The sequence below is a fragment of the Bradyrhizobium sp. USDA 326 genome (assembly GCF_049739485.1).
In the GTDB taxonomy this organism is placed as follows: Bacteria; Pseudomonadota; Alphaproteobacteria; order Rhizobiales; family Xanthobacteraceae; genus Bradyrhizobium.
Window position 1 is genome coordinate 3,034,392 of record NZ_JBMGQA010000001.1, and the last position, 17,389, is coordinate 3,051,780.

The window sequence follows — 17,389 nt, forward strand, 5'->3', positions numbered from 1 at the left end:
GCCTGGCCTTCAGCCGGGCGGTCGGCTTTGGTTTTCAGGACGTTAAGGGCGCACGAATGGCGACGGCACAGACCCCCGCAATGGCAGACCTCCACACGGGCGAGCACGGCCACGACCAGGCCAGTCCCGGCGAGATCGCTATCGGCGTCATCATCGGCCGCACCTCGGAATTCTTCGACTTCTTCGTCTTCGCGATCGCCTCGGTGATCGTGTTCCCGCGCCTGGTGTTCCCGTTCGCGAGCGAACTGACCGGCACCCTTTATTCTTTCATGATCTTCGCGCTGGCCTTCATGGCCCGTCCGATCGGCACCGTCATTTTCATGACGATCGACCGGGAGTACGGCAAGACGGCCAAGCTGGTGTCGGCGCTGTTCCTGCTCGGTACCGCCACCGTCGCGCTGGCGTTCTTGCCCGGCTATCACGAGATCGGCGTCGCGGCGATCTGGCTGCTGGCGCTGGCGCGCATCGCGCAGGGTCTGGCCTGGGGCGGCGCCTGGGACGGCATGGCCTCGCTGCTGGCGCTGAACGCGCCGCCCTCCCAGCGCGGCTGGTATGCGATGGTGCCGCAGCTTGGGGCGCCGCTCGGGTTGATCGTGGCGAGCGCGCTGTTCGCCTATTTCGCCGGCCTCCTCTCGGCCGATGATTTCTTCGACTGGGGCTGGCGCTATCCGTTCTTCGTCGCCTTCGCCATCAACGTCGTGGCGCTGTTCGCACGCCTGCGCATGGTAACGACGGAAGAATATGCCACGCTGTTCGAGACCCGCGAATTGCAGCCCTCGCGAATCTCCGAGACCGTCGCACGCGAAGGTCAGAACATCATGCTCGGTGCGTTCGCGCCGCTGGCGAGCTTCGCGCTGTTCCACATGGTTACGGTGTTTCCGCTGTCCTGGGTGTTCCTGTTCACCCGCGAAAGCCCGGTGCGCTTCCTGATCATCGAGATCGTCGCCGCCGTGTTCGGCGTCGCCGCGATCGTGATCTCCGGCATCATCGCCGACCGCGTCGGCCGCAAATCGCTGCTGATGGGATCGGCGATCGCGATCGCGATCTATAGCGGCTTCGCGCCGCAATTGCTCGATGCCGGCGCGTTCGGCGAGACCATCTATATGGTGATCGGCTTCATCCTGCTCGGCCTCTCCTTCGGCCAGTCCTCCGGCGCAATCGCCTCGAACTTCCGGCAGACATTCCGCTACACGGCTTCGGCATTGACCTCGGACATGGCCTGGCTGTTCGGCGCCGGCTTCGCCCCTCTGGTAGCGCTGCTGCTCGCCACCAATCTCGGCGTCATCGCCTCGGGTGCGTATCTGCTCTCGGGCGCGTTCTGGACCCTGCTCGCGCTCTGGCTCAGCGGCCAGCGCGAGGCCGGCGACATGGACGCGGGGCGCTAAGACTCAAGCGGTTGCCGGATAGCAGCGGACGTGCGCCTGGCGCACGTCAATCCGCCACGATCTTCACGCGATCGCGTACCTTCACCTGCGCGGTCCGATCGAGGCCGTTCAGCACGCGGAAGCGCTCGGCGGGATGATCGACGCCGGCCATGCGGTGGGAGAGCGATTCCACGGTGTCGCCGGGCTGCACGGTGATGACCTTGATGCGCAGCGGCCGCGCGGCCTGGATCTCGTCGAGTGTGAGACGGCGGAACGAGTTGACGGTCTCGCGCGCGTTGCGCTCGCTCTCGGTCGATTTCTGCCGTGTCGCGAAGATGAAGCGATAGACGTCGCTGCCAAAGCGCAGCGCATAGACCTTGAACTGCCACTGATCGCCCTTGGCGGTGGCGGACGCCGCCGGAAAACCGTTGATCGTGATATCTTCGGTCGACGCCTTCTCGACGCCCTCCATCCAGCCCGAATTCAGGTAGTCGCCGAGCGACTGTTCGGCCGGCACGCGCACCACGTCGAAGCGCATCGCCTGTGCGCCGCCCTCGCGTACGCCGATCACGGCCTGCGCGGTGTTGTCGAGCGTGAAATTCTCCGGCGCCTGGAAGGTGAAGCCGAGCTTCGGATGCAGGAAACGGCGGCCGCGGACAAAGCCTTCGCTGGGATCCTCGCCATAGACGAGGTTGTCGATCGCGGCGAGATAGCTTTCGCGGTCGCGCTCGGCGCCTTCAGGCGCAGTGTACTGCCGCGCGATATTCTGCGCGTTCTGCACGCGTTCCGGGGTTGCCGGATGTGACGAGGTGAAATCCTGCGCGCGCGGATCGAGCGAGCTCTTGCCGGCCTTCAGCTCGGCATTGCGCTCCATTGCCGAGAGGAAGCGCGCCGCGCCATAGGGATCGAAATGTGCCTTGGCGGAGATGCCGACCCCGATCCCGTCGGCCTCGAGCTCCTGCTTGCGCGAGAAGCTCGCCATGGTGAGCTTGGTCTTGGCCAGCGCGAGCGCAGTGAGATCGGGATCGTTGCTCATGTCGGTGACGACGCGGGTGACGATCGCGGCCTGGCGGGCCTGGTCCTCGCGCATCGCCGCATGCTTGGACAGCACATGCGCCATCTCGTGGCTGAGCACGGAAGACAATTCGGAGGTGTCGCTGGCGAGCGCGAGCAGGCCGCGCGTGACATAGAGCTGGCCGTTCGGCAGCGCGAACGCGTTCACCGCGCCGGAATTGAGGATGGTGACCTTGTAGCCCTGGTCGGGACGGTCGGAGGCCGCGACCAGCCGGTCGACGGTCTTGCTGACGAGCGCCTCGAGCCTGGGATCGTCATAGGTGCCGCCATAGCTCGCCAGGATGCGTTCATGCTCCTTCTCGGTGGCGGGGGTTTGCGCCACGGCGGGCTTCGGCTTCGGCATCACGACGGTCGCCGGGGCCGCCGCGGTCTGGAACCGGCCCATATCGCCGCAACCGGCGAGAGCAGCCGCTCCCAGAACAAGGCACAGTGCGGCCGGCGCCGCCCACAGGCGGCGGCGTTCAACCCGTACGTGCCGTTCTAGCACCCCATCCACGTCGCTTAACCCGTGCCTGGCCTGACTTTAAGGCCTTACCCCTGCCGGCTCGTTTGCGCCCAGCAACTCGACCTGCCCCACGAGGCGCACATCGATGCGCGGCCCTGTATTCCCCTCAACCCAGCCCCGAACTCGAATACGCCGATTCTCCAGAGACTTAAGGCTGATACCGGCGCCTTCGAACGCCGCCAGCGTGCGCTTTGAAATAGTCACGGCAAACCCGCGTGTCCAGCTCCGTCCGAAGTTGAGGTAGGTCGTTGCCCCAGCTTGCCGGACCGACAGGACTTTGCCTTCGACCACCGCAAAACGCCCGATCTCCGCCAAAATATCGTCCGGACTTTCCGTGTTTTTTATGGCCGACGGGTCAGCCCAGCTGCCCATTTTTTGGCGCCGTGCTGCGGCTTCCGACGCCATCAGGGCGGCCGCGCAGTCCTTGTCTGCGATCTCGGCGGAGACCATGGCGTCGCCCTGGGCGAGCAGCATGGCCTGCACCGGGTTGTCGCTTCCGCCGAAGAAGACCAGCGCGCCCTGGCGGCCGTAGCGATCGGGCGCGTCGTCAGCGCTTCGCAGCGTCACGTTGCGGCCGGTGAGCAGTGATGTCAGCGCCTGCTTCGTCGTTGCCGTCGGCTCGATCCCGGCAAGGCGGATTTCGCGGCCGTCGTCGAGACGCATGCTTCGCGCATCGACGATCGCGGCAACGCGGCCTTCGCCTTGGGATTCGAACTGACACGGATTGGCGAGCGCGGTGCTGCTCGCGGCGAGAAGACATAAGACAATGAGATGAAGCAGTCGCGTCACGTGACCCGGAGAGGTTGCGTTGTGCGTTGATCTTAACTCGAACGATGCGTGAGGCGAAGACACTTCCTCACACTCCGTCATTGCGAGCGCGGCGAAGCAATCCAGATTCCCTCCGCGGAAAGATTCTGGATTGCTTCGCGGCGCTCGCAATGACGCGGAGAAATCTTGCATCCTCACCATTCCGCTTTGCGGAAATCATGTGCGGCGTTCGCGCTCTTGCAACCCCCTCGCGCTTGCTGCGCTGTTGCGCCCGCGGCAGGATTGCGGCAATAGCGATAGCGAACAGCTATCACCAAGAGCAATAACCAAGCTGCCATCAGAGTACGGCGCGATAAGGGAGATCGTTTTCGATGAAGAGAATTTTGCCGGGCATTCTTGCCGCCGCTTTTGCATTGAGTGCCAGTGTGGCGCAGGCTCAGGACAAGCCGCCGCTGAAGATCGGCGGCATCCTCGACATGTCGAGCCTGTATGCCGACATCACCGGTCCCGGCAGCGAGACCGCGGCCAAAATGGCCGTCGAGGACTTTGGTGGCGAGGTGCTGGGGCGCAAGATCCAGGTGTTGGCGGCCGACCATCTCAACAAGGCCGATCTCTCCGCCAACATCGCACGCGACATGCTCGACAATCAGGGCGTCGAGATGATCTACGACGTCGCGGCCTCCGCGACCGCGCTTGCCGCCGGCGAGATCGCGAAAGCGCGCAACAAGATCATCATGTTCAACGGCCCGGGCTCGATCCGTCTCACCAACGAGGCCTGTGGTCCCTACACGATCCACTACGTGTTCGATACCTACGGCCAGGCCAATGTGACCGGTCTTGCGGCTGTGAAGTCGGGTCTCGACACCTGGTTCTTCCTCACCGCCGATTACGCCTTCGGCCAGGACCTGGAGAAGGACACCAGCAGTGTCGTGACCAAGACCGGCGGCAAGGTGCTCGGCAGCGTGCGCCATCCGCTCAACACGTCGGATTTCTCCTCGTTCCTGCTGCAGGCCCAGGCTTCCAAAGCCAAGGTCATCGGGCTTGCCAACGCCGGCGGCGACACCGTCAACGCGATCAAGCAGGCGGCCGAGTTCGGCATCACCAAGGGCGGCCAGAAGGTCTCGCCGCTGCTCGCCTTCGTCTCCGACATCGATTCGATCGGGCTGGAGACCGCGCAGGGCCTGTTGCTGGCCGAGGCGTTCTACTGGGACCTCAACGACGACACGCGCGCATTCTCGAAGCGCTTCATGGAGCGCACCAAGCGGGTGCCGACCTCGGCGCAGGCCGGCGTCTATTCCTCCGTCACACATTACCTGAAAGCCGTGAAGGCCGCCGGCACGACCGACGCCGCGGCGGTGATCAAGGTGATGAAGGAGACGCCGATCAACGATTTCTTCGCCAAGGGTGGCAAGATCCGCGAGGACGGCCGCATGATCCACGACATGTACCTGTTCGAGGTGAAGAAGCCGTCAGAGTCCAAGGGCCGCTGGGACGACTACAAGCTGCTCGCCACGGTGCCCGGTGCCGAGGCGTTCCAGCCGCTGGAGCAGTCGCGCTGCCCGTTGGTGAAGAAGTGACGGCGTGAGTCGTCGTGGCGACGAGCGCGCCCAACAGTAGGTCGTCATCCCGGGGCTCGCGCAGCGAGAACCCGGGATCCATCGGGCGGCAGTGACGGTTGAGGAACGGATTCCGGGTTCGCGCCTAGGGGCGCGCTCCGGAATGACGGAGCAAAACAGCAACAGAGGGAGACGTCCTGTGAGCAACGACATGGTCCTGCAGAAGCTCGAAGGCGGGCTGCTCACCATCACGATGAACCGGCCGGAGCGGAAGAACGCGCTCAACCCGGACATGGTCGCCGGGCTGGTCGAGGCGGCGCGGCGCGCGGCCGACGATCCGGAGGTGCGGGCCGTGCTGTTCAAGGGCGCCGGCGGCTCCTTCTGCGTCGGTGGCGACGTCAAGTCGATGGCAGCGGGCCGCGCGCCGCTGCCGTTCGAGCAGAAGCTTGCAAATCTGCGCCGCGGCATGGAGGTCTCGCGCATCCTGCATCAGATGCCCAAGCCCGTGGTGGCGCAGCTCGATGGTGCCGCCGCCGGCGCGGGCCTGTCGATGGCGCTGTCATGCGACCTGCGCATCGCTTCCGAATCCTGCAAGATCACCACCGCCTTCGCCAAGGTCGGCTTCTCCGGGGATTACGGCGGGACCTATTTCCTGACGCAACTGCTCGGCAGCGCGCGGGCGCGTGAGCTCTATCTGATGTCGCCGGTGCTCACGGCCAGGGAAGCGCATGCGATCGGCATGGTGACCAAGGTCGTGCCCGACGCCGAGATCGATGCCGCCGCCCACGAGCTCGCGCTGTCGCTGGCGCAGGGCCCGTCGATCGCGCTCGGCTACATCAAGCGCAACATCAACAATGCCGAGCATCTGGCGCTGGAGGACTGCTTCGACGGCGAGGCGATCCATCACACCCGCTGCGGCGACACCGAGGATCACAAGGAAGCCGCCAAGGCGTTCGTCGAGAAGCGCAAGCCGATCTTCAAGGGCGCATGACCATGGCGCCCTATATGCGGCTGCGGCAGATCTGCCTGGTCGCGCCGCAGCTCGCGCCTGTCGTCTCCGATATCGCGGAGATCATGGGCCTGTCCGTCTGCCATCAGGACGGCAATGTCGCTAAGTACGGCCTGGAGAACGCGCTGCTCCTGGTCGACACGATTTTGCTGGAGGTGGTTGCGCCGTTCAAGGAGGGCACGACGGCCGGCCGCTTCATCGAGAAGACCGGCGGCCGCGGCGGCTACATGGCGATCTTCTGCTGCGACGATCCGGACGCGCGCGGCCGCAACGCCAACGCGCTCGGCGTGCGAACCGCGAACGTCATCGACCATGCGCCCTATCACGGCGTGCAGCTCCACCCCCGCGACTGCCGCGCCGCCTTCATCGAGTTCAACCACACCGAAGGCAGCGACGACATTCTTGGCGCCTACCCGCCGGCGGGACCGGACTGGCAGAAGTTCATCCGCAAGGATGTGACGCAGGCGCTGACGGCGGTGGAGATGCAGAGCCCGAATCCGATCGAGCTTGCGGAGCACTGGGGCAAGATCATCGGCGTTGCGCCGACTGGCGCCGAACTGAAGCTGCCCAACGCAACCTTCCGCTTCGTGAAGGGCGCCAGCGAGATCATGAGCGCGTTGGAGTTTCGTGTGACTGACGTGGCGCAGGTGCTGCATGCCGCCAAGGCGAAGGGCCTCGCGGTTGCGGGCAAAGAGTTTCTGCTGGGCGGAGTGACGTTCCGGGTTGTAGCTTGAGCGGTTGCCACACACACCGCTGTCGTCCCGGACAAGCGAAGCGCAGATCCGGGACCCATAGCCACAGCGAGTGGTTTGGCGAAGACTCGGAGTTGTCAACTCGCGCTACAACCACTCCCTGTGGTTATGGGTCCCCGCTTTCGCAGGGACGACAGGGGAGTTTGTGGAAGCGCTAGAGGGACACGGCGAGACCCTGCCGCAATCACCGCCCTCTAAAATTCGCCACCCGCCGCTCTTCCGTGGCTTTCACGCCTTCCTTGAAGTCCTCCGTCGCGCGCAACCTGGTCTGCTCGGCGAGCTCGTGGTTGGTCGCGGCCATCACGCGGTCGGCGAGGCCAGCGCGCATCGTGGCGCGGGTGGAGAGCAGGCCGAGCGGGGAGCATTCGGCGATCTCGCCGGCGAGCTTCATCGCGGCCGCCTTGACCTGGTCCTGCGGCACCAGCTCGTTGGCGAGGCCCCACTTGTAGGCCTCCTCGCCGGTGACGCGGCGGCTGGTGTAGAACATCAGCTCGGCGTTGTTCTTGCCGATCAGCTCGGGCAGCGTCACGGTCAGGCCGAAGCCAGGATGAAAGCCGAGCTTGGTGAAATTCGCGGAGAAGCGCGCCTCGGGGCAGGTGACGCGGAAGTCGGCGGACACCGCGAGCCCCAGGCCACCGCCGATGGCCGCGCCCTGGACGGCGGCAACGATCGGCTTCTTGGCGCGGAAGATGCGGACGGCCTGGATGTAGAGATGGTTGATCGAGCCGAGACTGTCGGCCGGATCGCCTTTCTTCTCGGCCTCGCGCGCTTCCTGCGCCTGCCGAGCCGGATCCTGGAAATTGGCGCCGGCGCAGAACGCCTTGCCCTGCGCGGACAGAACCGAGGCACGAATCTCGATGTCGCGGTCGAACTCGTCGAGCGCATCCGCGATCTGGTTGATCAGCGAGATGTCGAAGAAGTTGAGCGGCGGGCGGCGGATCTCGATGGTGCCGACGTGCCCGACCTTCTCGACGCCGATGTCTTTGTAGGTGCTCATGATGATCCTCGATTGAATTAGCGCAGGCCCAATCCGCGGGCGATGATGCCGCGCAGCACCTCTGTGGTGCCGCCCTGGATGGTGAGCTTCGGTGCGGTCTTGATCGCGAAGTCGAGCTGCCGCTCCAGCGTCTCGCGGTTGGTCGCGGTCTCCTCGACGAAGGCGGCGAGATCGCGCACGCGATGCGGCAGCTGCTGCTCCCAGACCGTGCCGATGTCCTTCACGATGGACGCCTCGACCACTGGCTCCTTGCCGGCTTCCAGCATACCGGCCACCGAGACCGACATGCGCCGCATGGTGTGGAGTTGCGCCACCAGCCGGCCGATGCCCTCGGCGCTGCGCGTGTCCGGATTGGGGCCGACTGCGCGGACGAGCTCGGTCAGCACGTAATAGGTTTCGAGGAAGCGCTCGGGACCCGAGCGCTCGTAGGCGAGCTCCGAGGTCGCCTGCTTCCAGGCGCCGTCGATCTCGCCGAGCACATGATCGTCGGGAATGAAATGGTCGGTGAAGACGACCTCGTTGAACTCGTATTGGCCGGTGATCTGGCCGATCGGGTTCACCTTGATGCCGGGCTGCTTCATCTTGACCAAAAACTGCGTCAGGCCGTGGCGGCGGTTTTCCTTGGTCGGCGGCGAGGTGCGGAAGATCGCGATCATGTAGTCGGCGATATGCGCCGACGAGGTCCAGATCTTGGTTCCGTTGATGAGGTAGCCACCGTCGGTCTTGGTCGCACGCGTCTTCGCCGCGAACAAGTCGGAGCCGGAGTTCGGCTCGCTCATGCCGATGGCAAAGCAGATCTCGCCGCGGCAGATCCGCGGCAGGATATCCATCTTGATGTTTTCAGGGGCGTATTTCAGCAGCACCGGCCCGCTCTGGCGGTCGGCGACGAAGAAGCGTCGCGTCGGCGCGTTGGCCACGCGCATCTCTTCGGTCACGACGTAGCGTTCGAGGAAGGAGCGTTCCTGGCCGCCATATTTCTTCGGCCACGTCATCCCCAGCCAGCCCTTGGCGCCGACCCGGCGAGAAAATTCCGGTGCGTCGGTGTCCTCGCGGTTGGGCTTGTGCGGATCGAAGGTGCCGGCGGCGATTTCCTCGGCGAGGAAGGCGCGCACTTCCTTGCGCAATTGTTCGCATTTCTCCGGCAGGCGGATCGGATCGAAACGGAGGGCAGCGGTCATTGTTGTCTCGTCCCCTGATCAGCGCGACGCCACGAGCGGCCACAATTCGTCGGCGCCGCGGTTTGCGACGAGCTTGCCGAGCTCGACGGCCCAGTAGCTTTCCGAGCCGAAATCGTCGCGCCAGGCCAGCGCGCGCAGCGAATAGCGGTGCAGGATGTGCTCCATGGTGAAGCCGATCGCGCCATGGACCTGATGGGCGATGCCGCCGCCTTTCTCGGCGGCTTCCGCGCAGCGGATCTTGGCGGAGGCGGCTTCGAGATACACCTCGTCGTTGAAGGTTCTTGCGTTGGCGATCGCGTCGGCGGCCGACGTCGCCGCCGCAAGCGCCGCGGCGGACTCGCCGGCAAGGCGCGCGAGATTGTGCTGCACCGCCTGGAATTTCGAGATCTTCTTCTCGAAGGCGACGCGCTCGTTGGAATAGCGCACGGAGATATCGAGCATGGACTCCAGCGCGCCTGCGATCTGGAGGCTGCGCGAGACGCCGCCCATCAGCATCAGCGTGGTCTGGTCGAAGCCCTTCGGCGCGGGTTTGATGGTGATGGGCTGGACCTTGTCGAGCGTCACGGTGTCGCTGTGGTCGTAGCCGACATTGAGGCCGGCCTCGATCCGCGCCTTGGCCGCATCGACCAGCGCGATGGAAACACCGTCCTTGCCGTGCGCCAGCACCGCGAAGTGCTTTGCTGTCTTCCCGAACGGCACGCCGCGGACGCGGCCGGAGAGCGCGCCGTCGGCATCGAGGCTGATGCGGTCCTTCGGCGATGCCGGCAACACTGTCATCTCGCCTTCGGGCGAGGCGATCCTGCCCTGCGCCAGCAGCCACCCCGCCAGCATGGTCTCGGCCAGGGGCACCGCGACCGCGAAACGGCCGGCGGCGTTCAGCAGCGCAAAGCCGTCGGCAAGGCTCGCGCCTGAGCCGCCGAGGTCATCGGACACCCAGGACAATGGAAGGCCCGCCTCGCTCAGCGCCTGCCACAGCGGCGCCTGCCACGAACCTTTCTTGTCGTTGTTGATGGTTTGCGGGTCGGCGAGATCGGCGAAGATCTTCTCCGCGGTCTCGACGACGATATTGTCACTCTCCGCCACAGCGTTCCCCGTGTCTTGCCATTGGCGCGTCCCGTTCCGTAGGTGGGTGCGCGGTCTCTTCTTGCGCCCGATGATCGAAAAAAGCCATGGCCCTGACAAGCGTTGATCGCAGGTCAGCCTGCGGCGCGGGCATGGGCGCAAGGGCCAATAGGAGGCTAATTCCGCTTAGCGGAGTTTGCTCGATTTGCAGGGCGCGGCAAAGTCGCTAAAGAGGACGCCAGCGTCAGAACAGGGGAAGGAATTCGGGATGGCAAAGGATAGTCTGTGCGCAATCGTGACGGGGTCGGCGTCCGGCCTCGGCGCGGCGACTGCGGCAATTCTCGCGCGGAGCGGGGCGCGGCTCGTCATCAACTATTCGTCGAGCCAGAAGGAGGCCGAGGCCACGGCTGAGCTCTGCCGCAAGGCGGGCGCCGCTGAGGTCCTGGTCGCGCAGGGCGACGTTTCCAAAGATGAGGACTGCCGCAAGATCGTTGCAGCAGCCAGCGGATGGGGCCGGCTCGACGTGCTCGTCAACAATGCCGGCACCACCAAGCATGTCGCTCACGCCGATCTCGACGGATTGTCGGCGGAAGATTTCCAGCGGGTCTACGGAGTCAACACGATCGGCCCGTTCCAGATGGTGCGCGCGGCGCGCAGCCTGCTCGAGGCCGGCGCCAAGGCTTCGGGGCGACCGTCCGCGGTGGTCAACGTGTCGTCGGTCGCCGGCATCAGCGGCGTCGGCTCGTCGATTGCGTACGCCGCGAGCAAGGGCGCGCTCAACACCATGACGCTGTCGCTGTCGCGCGCGCTGGCGCCGCTGATCCGCGTCAACACGGTGTGCCCCGGCTATATCGACACGCCCTGGTTCACCAAGGGCCGCGGCGAGGCGGGAGCCAAGCAGGTGCGCGACGGCGTGGTTGCCAAGGTGCCGCTGAAGGTGGCCTCGAGCGCAGAGGATATTGCCCAGCTCGTCTGCTTCCTGGCGATGCCGGCCTCCAGCAACATGACCGGCGAGGTCGTGCGCATGGATGCGGGGATGCATTTGATTACTTAGTTCGTCATTGCGAGCGCAGCGAAGCAATCCAAAATCCCCCGCGGAAATTGTCTGGATTGCTTCGTCGCAAGGGCTCCTCGCAATGACGGTGAGGAGGCGGTTTGCTTCTCTCATTGTCGGCGTCTTGGCGCTACCCCTTGATCACGCCGCTCGCCACCAGCCGGTGCCAGATGAACAGCACCACCACCGCGCCGATCGTGGCCGTGATGAAGCCGGCGCCCTGGTCGAGGCTGTAGTGCCCGATGGCCTGGCCGATGAAGGTCGCCAGAAATGCGCCGGCGATGCCGAGGATGGTTGTGAGGATGAAGCCGCTCGGATTGTTCGGCCCCGGCGCCAGCCAGCGCGCGATGAGGCCGGCGACGAAGCCGACGACGACGATCCACAACAGGCCGCCTATGCTCATGAGTGTGCTCCCCTTCCCGAGAACGCGTCGATCGGATTTCGACTAGATTCTGCTCGAGATCTCGTTCTCGTTCGGCAGCCGCCCATCCGGCGTCAGATGGTCGACCACCTGCGGCAGGTATTGGCTGAGACCGGAGAGTAGCTCCTCACGTGACAGGCCGCTCTGGGCGGACAGCCTGTCGATCTGGTCGGCGCCGAGTGCGCTGGCGAGATCGCCCGGCGCGATCGGCTTGTTCTCGCCCTTGCCGACCCAGGAGTTCGCGGTGTCGCCGTGACCGCTCTGCTGGAGTTGGTTGAGGAGATCGCCGAGCCCGCCGCTGAGCACGGTGCCGGCCGCGCCGCCAGCAAGCAGGCCGCCGAGGCCACCCTTGAGTGCGTCGCTCAGGCTGCCACCCCCGCCCGCGTTCACCGGCGGAGGCGCGGGCGTCGGCGACGGTTGCGGCGCCGAGCCGGACTGGTTGTCGGTGAAATGCTTGAACGCCTTCCAGGCGAGCAGGCCGAGGAGCGCCATGGTCATCGGCGACATGCCGCCGGACGATTTCTCCGAGCTTGGCGTGCTCGGGCCGCGCGGGCCGTTCTGCATGCCGTTGAGGACGTCGAGTAGACCCATGGTGCTCTCCCGTTCGGCGAGTGCTCGCCGCTGACTTGCCCCCCGGATCGAAAACATATGGGGCACTCATGACGGTTACAAGGCGGCTGCGACGCGATGGGCAGCCGGCCTGGCCTCTGCTATCGAAGATGGGCCCTTCAGGTTGAGCAAGGCGAGTTTATGACAAATCCACCAATCGTAGTCGCCGGCGCGGGCGCCATCGGCTGCTTCGTCGGCGGCATGCTGGCCGCTGCGGGCCGCCGCGTCGCACTCCTCGTGCGGCCGCGAGTGAAGACCGAGATCGAACGGTTCGGCCTGCTTCTGACCGATTTCGACGCCTCCGAGAGGAGGCTCGGCGCGGGTCAGCTCGCGCTATCGGAGGACCCCGCGATCTTCCACAGCGCAGGTATCGTGCTGGTCACGGTGAAGAGCGCCGACACCGCCGATATCGCGGATCAGATCGCGCAGCATGCGCCGCAGGATGCCATCGTCGTCTCGCTCCAGAACGGCATCGGCAATGTGGCGGTGCTGCGCGAGCGGCTTGGCGGCCGCCGCGTGCTTGCCGGCATGGTGCCGTTCAACGTGATCGCGATGGGCGAGGGACGTTTCCACCGCTCGACCTCCGGCGACATCCGCATGGGAGAGGATCCGGAGAACACGGCTGCGGCGCTTTCGGTTGCCGGCCTCGCGGTGCGCGCGAGCGCCGACATCGGCGGTGTGCAATGGGGCAAGCTGATCATCAATCTGAACAATGCGCTCAGCGCGTTGTCCGACATGCCGCTCGCCGCGCAACTGGCGAATCGCGACTGGCGCAGATTGTTCGCCGACCAGATGGCCGAGGGGCTCGCCGTGCTGAAGGCCGCCGGCATCACGCCGGTCTCGGCGACGCCGATCCCGATGGGCTGGTCTCCGGCCTTGCTACGGCTGCCGGATGCGATCTTCAAAGCGATTCTGGGACGCACGATGAAGATCGATCCCGAGGCGCGCTCCTCGATGTGGCAGGATCTGAAGCAGGGCCGCAAGACCGAGATCGACTATCTCCAGGGCGCGGTCATCGCGCTCGCCGAGCAGAACAATGTCAGCGTGCCGCTGATGCGCCGCATTGTTGCGCTGATCAAGGAGGCTGAGGCGGCCGGCAAAGGTCCGCTTCGTCTGACGCCGCAGCAGATCCGCGGGTAGCGCCCGAGGGAGGAACGCATGAAACGTCGCTTGGTAATCGGGCTCGCGCTGACCGCCTTCTGCGGCACATCGACGCTCGCCTATGCAAGGCCGCCGACGGTGATGAACTCACCTGGCTATGACAGGCGATTGCAGGAGAGCCGGTCGCAATTGGGGAGTTCGCCGATGGTGACGGAGCCGGCGACTGCGCCGGTGGCCAAACCGAAGCAGGGCAAGAAGAAGCGCACGAACTGAGGGTGGGAGCTGATCTCGATGCAACTCGTCATTGCGAGCGCAGCGAAGCAATCCAGAATCGCGCCGCGGAAAGACTCTGGATTGCTTCGCTGCGCTCGCAATGACGGTCGTGGGTGCAGCTCAGCCCTTCTTCGCGGGCTTGCTCGGCGTCGGGTTGAACAGCTTCTTCAGATCGTTCAAGCTTTCCGATAGCCGCGGCCATTCGCAGGAGAACGAGCCCTTGGTGCAGGGCGCGCCCTTCGGCCTCGGGCTTGCGGCCTGCTGCACCTTCGGCCGCTCGAGCGGGATCGGCACGCGCGCGGTCTCGGTGCGCAGCGCGACCTGTTGAAGCTGCTGCAACTGCTGTTCCTGCTGCTCGCGCTGCTGGCGGGCCATGGCTTGAGCCGCTTCGTTGCTGCGGCGCTGATTGGCGAGATAGGCGGTGTAGGCTTCGTCTATTTTCTTCTGCTCCTCCGGCGTCGGATTGGGGCCGGCGATATCGAAGGTGCGATCCTGGAGGAAGTCGTAATAGGAATAGCCGCCACCCGGCTTGCGGCGGCCGGCAAACTTGGCGTTGCAATCTGCAAGCGCGGATGTCTTCTCGGTCTTGGTTGCGGCTTTCTCGGCGGCGTCGGCGCATTCCTCGAAATCGACCGGCGCGCGTTTCCACCATTGCGCCTCGGCATGCGCATGCGTCAGCAGGAAAAATCCTGCTGCGGTCATGAGAAGCAGCGCCGCACGACGCGATGTAGCTACGGCCGACATTCTACGAGAGCATTCCTTGAAAGACTCAACCCGAACTGAGTCGAGACGGATTTTTGCCCCTTTCTCGCCGCCTTGTCACCCATGGAACTCGGTAATTTCATGGCCGGAATGCTGACATTTTGTGCTTGACGTGGCGCGGGAGTCACAGCGCCCTGCCGGCAGACTGTTACACTCATGCCGTGAGTGCCTCACCCCCGAGGCATCACCAAGAAGACGAAGTGGAAACGCCTGATGCTGCTGCCCCTGTCCGACGTGCCGCGCTGGTACGCTGAACGCAAACCGCATGGCACGATCGCCATCCGCCACGGGCAGGACACGCTGACCTGGGACGAGCTCGAGCGTGGCGCCAACCGGCGCGCCCGGGCATTCGCGGCCAGGGGCGTCAAGCCCGGCGATTTCGTCGCGATCGGCTTACCGAACGGCAACGCGTTCTTCGAGACCTCCTTTGCGGTATGGAAGTGCGGGGCGACGCCGACCTCGCTGTCATGGCGGCTGCCGCGCGGCGAGGCCGCGGCCGTGCTCGACATTCTGAAGCCGGCGCTTGTGGTCGGCGGCGAGGCCGACTGGAATGCGCCCAACCGGCTGCCTGTGGACTTCGTGCCGGAAGGGTTCTCGGACGAGCCGCTCGATGCCCCGGTGGCGCGCTATTGGAAAGCGATGACCTCGGGCGGCTCGACCGGCCGTCCCAAGGTGATCCTCGATCATCAGCCGGCGGTGACCGACACGGTCGCCGCGCCGCCGCTCAACATCCCGTTCGGGGTTTCGCTGCTCAATCCCGGTCCGCTCTACCACAATGCGCCGTTCATCGTGTCGCATTACGCGCTGTTCGCCGGCGGCCAACTCACCGGCCTCGTCAAGTTCGATGCCGAAGAGACGCTGCGCCAGATCGAACGCGAGCGCGTGCAATGGGTCAATTTCGTGCCGACCATGATGCACCGGATCTGGGCGCTGCCGGAGAGCGTGCGCAACGCCTACGATGTGTCGAGCCTGCAGACCGTCTTCCATATGGCCGCGCCGATGCCGCCCTGGCTGAAGGAGAACTGGATCGCTTGGCTCGGGCCCGAGCGGGTCTGGGAGCTCTATGGCGGCACCGAGCGCCAGGGCGCCTGCATCATCTCCGGCACGGAATGGCTGACGCACAAGGGCTCGGTTGGCAAGATCGGCGACATGGCGAAGCTTCGCATCATCGGCGAGGACGGCAATGATGTTGCGCCGGGCGAAACCGGCGAGATCTACTTCCTCAACAACGACGGCAAGGACGCCACCTATCACTACCTCGGTGCCGAGCCGAAGCGCCGCGCTGACGGCTGGGAGTCGCTCGGCGATATCGGCAGGCTGGATGCGGAAGGCTATCTCTATCTCGGCGACCGCCTGGCCGACATGGTCTTGCGCGGCGGCGCCAACATCTATCCGGCTGAGGTCGAGGCCGCAGTTTCCGCCTGCCCCGGCGTGCGCTCCTGCGTGGTGGTGGGACTGCCCGATCCGGAATTGGGCCAGCGCGTGCATGCGATCATCGAATCAGAGCCTGATGCGGACGGCCAGGCCATCGCCGACGGTATGGCCGAGTTTTTGAAGGACCGGCTCAGCCGCTACAAGCATCCTGAGAGCTTCGAGTTCGTCGGCGCTCCGCCGCGCGATGATTCCGGCAAAGTCCGCCGCACGCTGTTGCGCGATGAGCGCGCAGCGTGGATGAGGGAGGGGCGCGCCTTCCGGATTTGGCCGGCGAAGGCGCGGGCGCACGTCGAGTAAGACAGATACGGAAGGACTGACATGACGATCACCATCGCAGCGAGCAGCGTGCCAAAGCCGCCGGCCGATATCATCGAGGGTTTCAGGGGCGCGCCGACTTCGGTGATTTCGGACAATCTCGCCCGCTTGCCGGGCGCGGTGGGGCTAAGGCCCTATCATCGCGGCGGCAAGCTGGTAGGGACGGCCTTCACGGTGCGCACCCGGCCCGGCGACAATCTCGCCATCCATCGCGCGCTCGAGCTGGTCGGCCCGGGTGACGTCATCGTGGTCGACGGCGGCGCCGACGAGACGCGGGCGCTGGTGGGCGAGATCATGAAGAACATTGCGCAGTGGCGCAAAGCCGAAGGCTATGTGATCGATGGTGCGATCCGCGACGTCGCGGCTTTCGCGGCCGACGACTTTCCCTGCTATGCGCGCGCGGTGATCCATCGCGGTCCCTACAAGAACGGCCCCGGCGAGATCAACGTGCCTGTCACCGTCGGCGGCAGCGTGATCTCGCCCGGCGACATCGTGGTCGGCGACGAGGACGGCGTGGTGTCGTTTCCCGCCGCCGGTGCCGCTGCGCTGCTGGATGCGGTGCGCGTGCAGGTCGCGCGCGAGGAGGAGACGCTGAAGGCGATCCGCGAGGGCCGCTACCAGGGCTCGTACGGAAAGTCCTGATCGGACGAGAACGAAGCGGAGGATGCCGTGAGCCAGAAGGACGAATTCCACAACATCGACGATACCAGCGACGGGCTGTTCCGCGAGCTCGCAAGCGGCGTGACCACGCGCATCTTCTCCGGCGAGCAGGCGATGCTCTCGGTGGTGACGCTGGCGCCGCATGCGCAAGGTACGCTGCATCATCACCCCGAGGAGCAATGGGGCGTGCTCCTCGACGGCTCCGCCATCCGCGTCCAGGGCGATGAGGAAATCCCGGTGAAGAAGGGCGACTTCTGGCGCACGCCGGGCAACGTGCCGCACACCATGCGCGCCGGCCCGGACGGCGCCCGCGTGCTGGACATCTTCAGTCCGCCTCGGCCAGAATACAGAAAAGCAGGGTCGGGCTTCGGAACGACCTGAAGCGCTCGGCGCTTCAGGTATCTATCTGGAGCATGATCTTTCCGGAAAGCTGCTAGCTTTCCGGATCATGCTCGAGCGCCAAAGAGCAAACAAAGCCGGGCGCAAAATCACAGG

General features: G+C 65.3%; 18 protein-coding genes. 10 read left to right on the forward strand and 8 right to left on the reverse strand.

Annotation, left to right across the window (positions count from 1 at the left end; genetic code table 11):
• Positions 1–56: 56 nt before the first annotated feature.
• Positions 57–1,385, forward strand: a complete 1,329-nt coding sequence (locus tag ABIG06_RS14440; protein ID WP_124162765.1) for an MFS transporter — start codon at positions 57–59, stop codon at positions 1,383–1,385.
• Positions 1,386–1,431: 46 nt separating this feature from the next.
• On the opposite strand, the gene ABIG06_RS14445 is transcribed toward ABIG06_RS14440, so the two are convergent.
• Positions 1,432–2,823, reverse strand: coding sequence for a M48 family metalloprotease (locus ABIG06_RS14445; protein ID WP_245454615.1), 1,392 nt, complete (start codon positions 2,821–2,823; stop codon positions 1,432–1,434).
• A gap of 138 nt (positions 2,824–2,961) precedes the next feature.
• Positions 2,962–3,813, reverse strand: a complete 852-nt coding sequence (locus ABIG06_RS14450; protein WP_370140843.1) for a thermonuclease family protein — start codon at positions 3,811–3,813, stop codon at positions 2,962–2,964.
• A 269-nt stretch (positions 3,814–4,082) separates the two neighbouring features.
• On the opposite strand from ABIG06_RS14450, the gene ABIG06_RS14455 reads away from it, so the two are divergent.
• The 3 genes from ABIG06_RS14455 to ABIG06_RS14465 all read left to right on the forward strand — a co-directional run bounded on the left by ABIG06_RS14455 (position 4,083) and on the right by ABIG06_RS14465 (position 7,010).
• Entirely contained in the window at positions 4,083–5,288 is a 1,206-nt protein-coding gene (locus tag ABIG06_RS14455) for an ABC transporter substrate-binding protein (RefSeq protein ID WP_124162767.1), read from the forward strand.
• Positions 5,289–5,466: 178 nt separating this feature from the next.
• Entirely contained in the window at positions 5,467–6,258 is a 792-nt protein-coding gene (locus tag ABIG06_RS14460) for an enoyl-CoA hydratase (protein ID WP_370137260.1), read from the forward strand.
• A gap of 2 nt (positions 6,259–6,260) precedes the next feature.
• Positions 6,261–7,010, forward strand: coding sequence for a hypothetical protein (locus ABIG06_RS14465; RefSeq protein WP_370140844.1), 750 nt, complete (start codon positions 6,261–6,263; stop codon positions 7,008–7,010).
• A gap of 202 nt (positions 7,011–7,212) precedes the next feature.
• On the opposite strand, the gene ABIG06_RS14470 is transcribed toward ABIG06_RS14465, so the two are convergent.
• From ABIG06_RS14470 to ABIG06_RS14480, 3 genes are read right to left on the reverse strand one after another with little or no spacing between them, the layout of a single operon-like run.
• Positions 7,213–8,025: an enoyl-CoA hydratase/isomerase family protein gene (locus ABIG06_RS14470; RefSeq protein WP_124162770.1), complete on the reverse strand. Its 813-nt coding sequence runs from the start codon at positions 8,023–8,025 to the stop codon at positions 7,213–7,215.
• 17 nt (positions 8,026–8,042) lie between these two features.
• Positions 8,043–9,203: an acyl-CoA dehydrogenase family protein gene (locus ABIG06_RS14475; protein ID WP_370137262.1), complete on the reverse strand. Its 1,161-nt coding sequence runs from the start codon at positions 9,201–9,203 to the stop codon at positions 8,043–8,045.
• Positions 9,204–9,221: 18 nt separating this feature from the next.
• On the reverse strand, positions 9,222–10,286 hold the full coding sequence (locus ABIG06_RS14480) for an acyl-CoA dehydrogenase family protein (RefSeq protein WP_370137264.1): 1,065 nt from the start codon (positions 10,284–10,286) through the stop codon (positions 9,222–9,224).
• A gap of 247 nt (positions 10,287–10,533) precedes the next feature.
• Between ABIG06_RS14480 and ABIG06_RS14485 the strand changes: the two genes are divergently transcribed.
• Complete coding sequence (locus tag ABIG06_RS14485; RefSeq protein WP_124162773.1) at positions 10,534–11,319, forward strand: SDR family NAD(P)-dependent oxidoreductase; 786 nt, start codon at positions 10,534–10,536, stop codon at positions 11,317–11,319.
• Positions 11,320–11,449: 130 nt separating this feature from the next.
• Here the strand turns inward: ABIG06_RS14485 and ABIG06_RS14490 are convergent, their stop codons facing one another.
• On the reverse strand, positions 11,450–11,722 hold the full coding sequence (locus ABIG06_RS14490) for a GlsB/YeaQ/YmgE family stress response membrane protein (RefSeq protein ID WP_370137266.1): 273 nt from the start codon (positions 11,720–11,722) through the stop codon (positions 11,450–11,452).
• Between the two features lie 42 nt (positions 11,723–11,764).
• Positions 11,765–12,331 (reverse strand): YidB family protein, encoded by a 567-nt coding sequence (locus tag ABIG06_RS14495; RefSeq protein ID WP_370137268.1) that lies wholly within the window; start codon positions 12,329–12,331, stop codon positions 11,765–11,767.
• Between the two features lie 159 nt (positions 12,332–12,490).
• Between ABIG06_RS14495 and ABIG06_RS14500 the strand changes: the two genes are divergently transcribed.
• Together ABIG06_RS14500 and ABIG06_RS14505 are read left to right on the forward strand one after the other, a co-directional pair.
• Positions 12,491–13,489: a 2-dehydropantoate 2-reductase gene (locus tag ABIG06_RS14500; protein WP_370137269.1), complete on the forward strand. Its 999-nt coding sequence runs from the start codon at positions 12,491–12,493 to the stop codon at positions 13,487–13,489.
• Between the two features lie 18 nt (positions 13,490–13,507).
• A complete protein-coding gene (locus ABIG06_RS14505; RefSeq protein ID WP_124162776.1) occupies positions 13,508–13,723 on the forward strand; it encodes a hypothetical protein in 216 nt (71 codons plus the stop codon).
• A gap of 120 nt (positions 13,724–13,843) precedes the next feature.
• On the opposite strand, the gene ABIG06_RS14510 is transcribed toward ABIG06_RS14505, so the two are convergent.
• A complete protein-coding gene (locus ABIG06_RS14510) occupies positions 13,844–14,467 on the reverse strand; it encodes a hypothetical protein (RefSeq protein ID WP_199752125.1) in 624 nt (207 codons plus the stop codon).
• A gap of 231 nt (positions 14,468–14,698) precedes the next feature.
• Here ABIG06_RS14510 and ABIG06_RS14515 point away from each other — a divergent pair, with 231 nt between their 5' ends.
• From ABIG06_RS14515 to ABIG06_RS14525, 3 genes are read left to right on the forward strand one after another with little or no spacing between them, the layout of a single operon-like run.
• Positions 14,699–16,216, forward strand: coding sequence for an AMP-binding protein (locus tag ABIG06_RS14515; RefSeq protein WP_370137271.1), 1,518 nt, complete (start codon positions 14,699–14,701; stop codon positions 16,214–16,216).
• Between the two features lie 21 nt (positions 16,217–16,237).
• Entirely contained in the window at positions 16,238–16,876 is a 639-nt protein-coding gene (locus ABIG06_RS14520) for an RraA family protein (RefSeq protein WP_370137273.1), read from the forward strand.
• A gap of 27 nt (positions 16,877–16,903) precedes the next feature.
• Positions 16,904–17,275, forward strand: coding sequence for a dimethylsulfonioproprionate lyase family protein (locus ABIG06_RS14525; RefSeq protein ID WP_124162779.1), 372 nt, complete (start codon positions 16,904–16,906; stop codon positions 17,273–17,275).
• The last annotated feature ends 114 nt before the right edge of the window (positions 17,276–17,389 follow it).

Coding starts and splice junctions, on each gene's coding strand:
- ABIG06_RS14470 (WP_124162770.1), bottom strand. CDS start 8,025: ATGAGCACCTACAAAGACATCGGCGTCGAGAAGGTCGGGCACGTCGGC.
- ABIG06_RS14465 (WP_370140844.1), top strand. CDS start 6,261: ATGGCGCCCTATATGCGGCTGCGGCAGATCTGCCTGGTCGCGCCGCAG.
- ABIG06_RS14475 (WP_370137262.1), bottom strand. CDS start 9,203: ATGACCGCTGCCCTCCGTTTCGATCCGATCCGCCTGCCGGAGAAATGC.
- ABIG06_RS14510 (WP_199752125.1), bottom strand. CDS start 14,467: ATGTCGGCCGTAGCTACATCGCGTCGTGCGGCGCTGCTTCTCATGACC.
- ABIG06_RS14500 (WP_370137269.1), top strand. CDS start 12,491: ATGACAAATCCACCAATCGTAGTCGCCGGCGCGGGCGCCATCGGCTGC.
- ABIG06_RS14445 (WP_245454615.1), bottom strand. CDS start 2,823: ATGGGCCGGTTCCAGACCGCGGCGGCCCCGGCGACCGTCGTGATGCCG.
- ABIG06_RS14455 (WP_124162767.1), top strand. CDS start 4,083: ATGAAGAGAATTTTGCCGGGCATTCTTGCCGCCGCTTTTGCATTGAGT.
- ABIG06_RS14490 (WP_370137266.1), bottom strand. CDS start 11,722: ATGAGCATAGGCGGCCTGTTGTGGATCGTCGTCGTCGGCTTCGTCGCC.
- ABIG06_RS14515 (WP_370137271.1), top strand. CDS start 14,699: ATGCTGCTGCCCCTGTCCGACGTGCCGCGCTGGTACGCTGAACGCAAA.
- ABIG06_RS14505 (WP_124162776.1), top strand. CDS start 13,508: ATGAAACGTCGCTTGGTAATCGGGCTCGCGCTGACCGCCTTCTGCGGC.
- ABIG06_RS14495 (WP_370137268.1), bottom strand. CDS start 12,331: ATGGGTCTACTCGACGTCCTCAACGGCATGCAGAACGGCCCGCGCGGC.
- ABIG06_RS14450 (WP_370140843.1), bottom strand. CDS start 3,813: ATGACGGAGTGTGAGGAAGTGTCTTCGCCTCACGCATCGTTCGAGTTA.
- ABIG06_RS14520 (WP_370137273.1), top strand. CDS start 16,238: ATGACGATCACCATCGCAGCGAGCAGCGTGCCAAAGCCGCCGGCCGAT.
- ABIG06_RS14440 (WP_124162765.1), top strand. CDS start 57: ATGGCGACGGCACAGACCCCCGCAATGGCAGACCTCCACACGGGCGAG.
- ABIG06_RS14485 (WP_124162773.1), top strand. CDS start 10,534: ATGGCAAAGGATAGTCTGTGCGCAATCGTGACGGGGTCGGCGTCCGGC.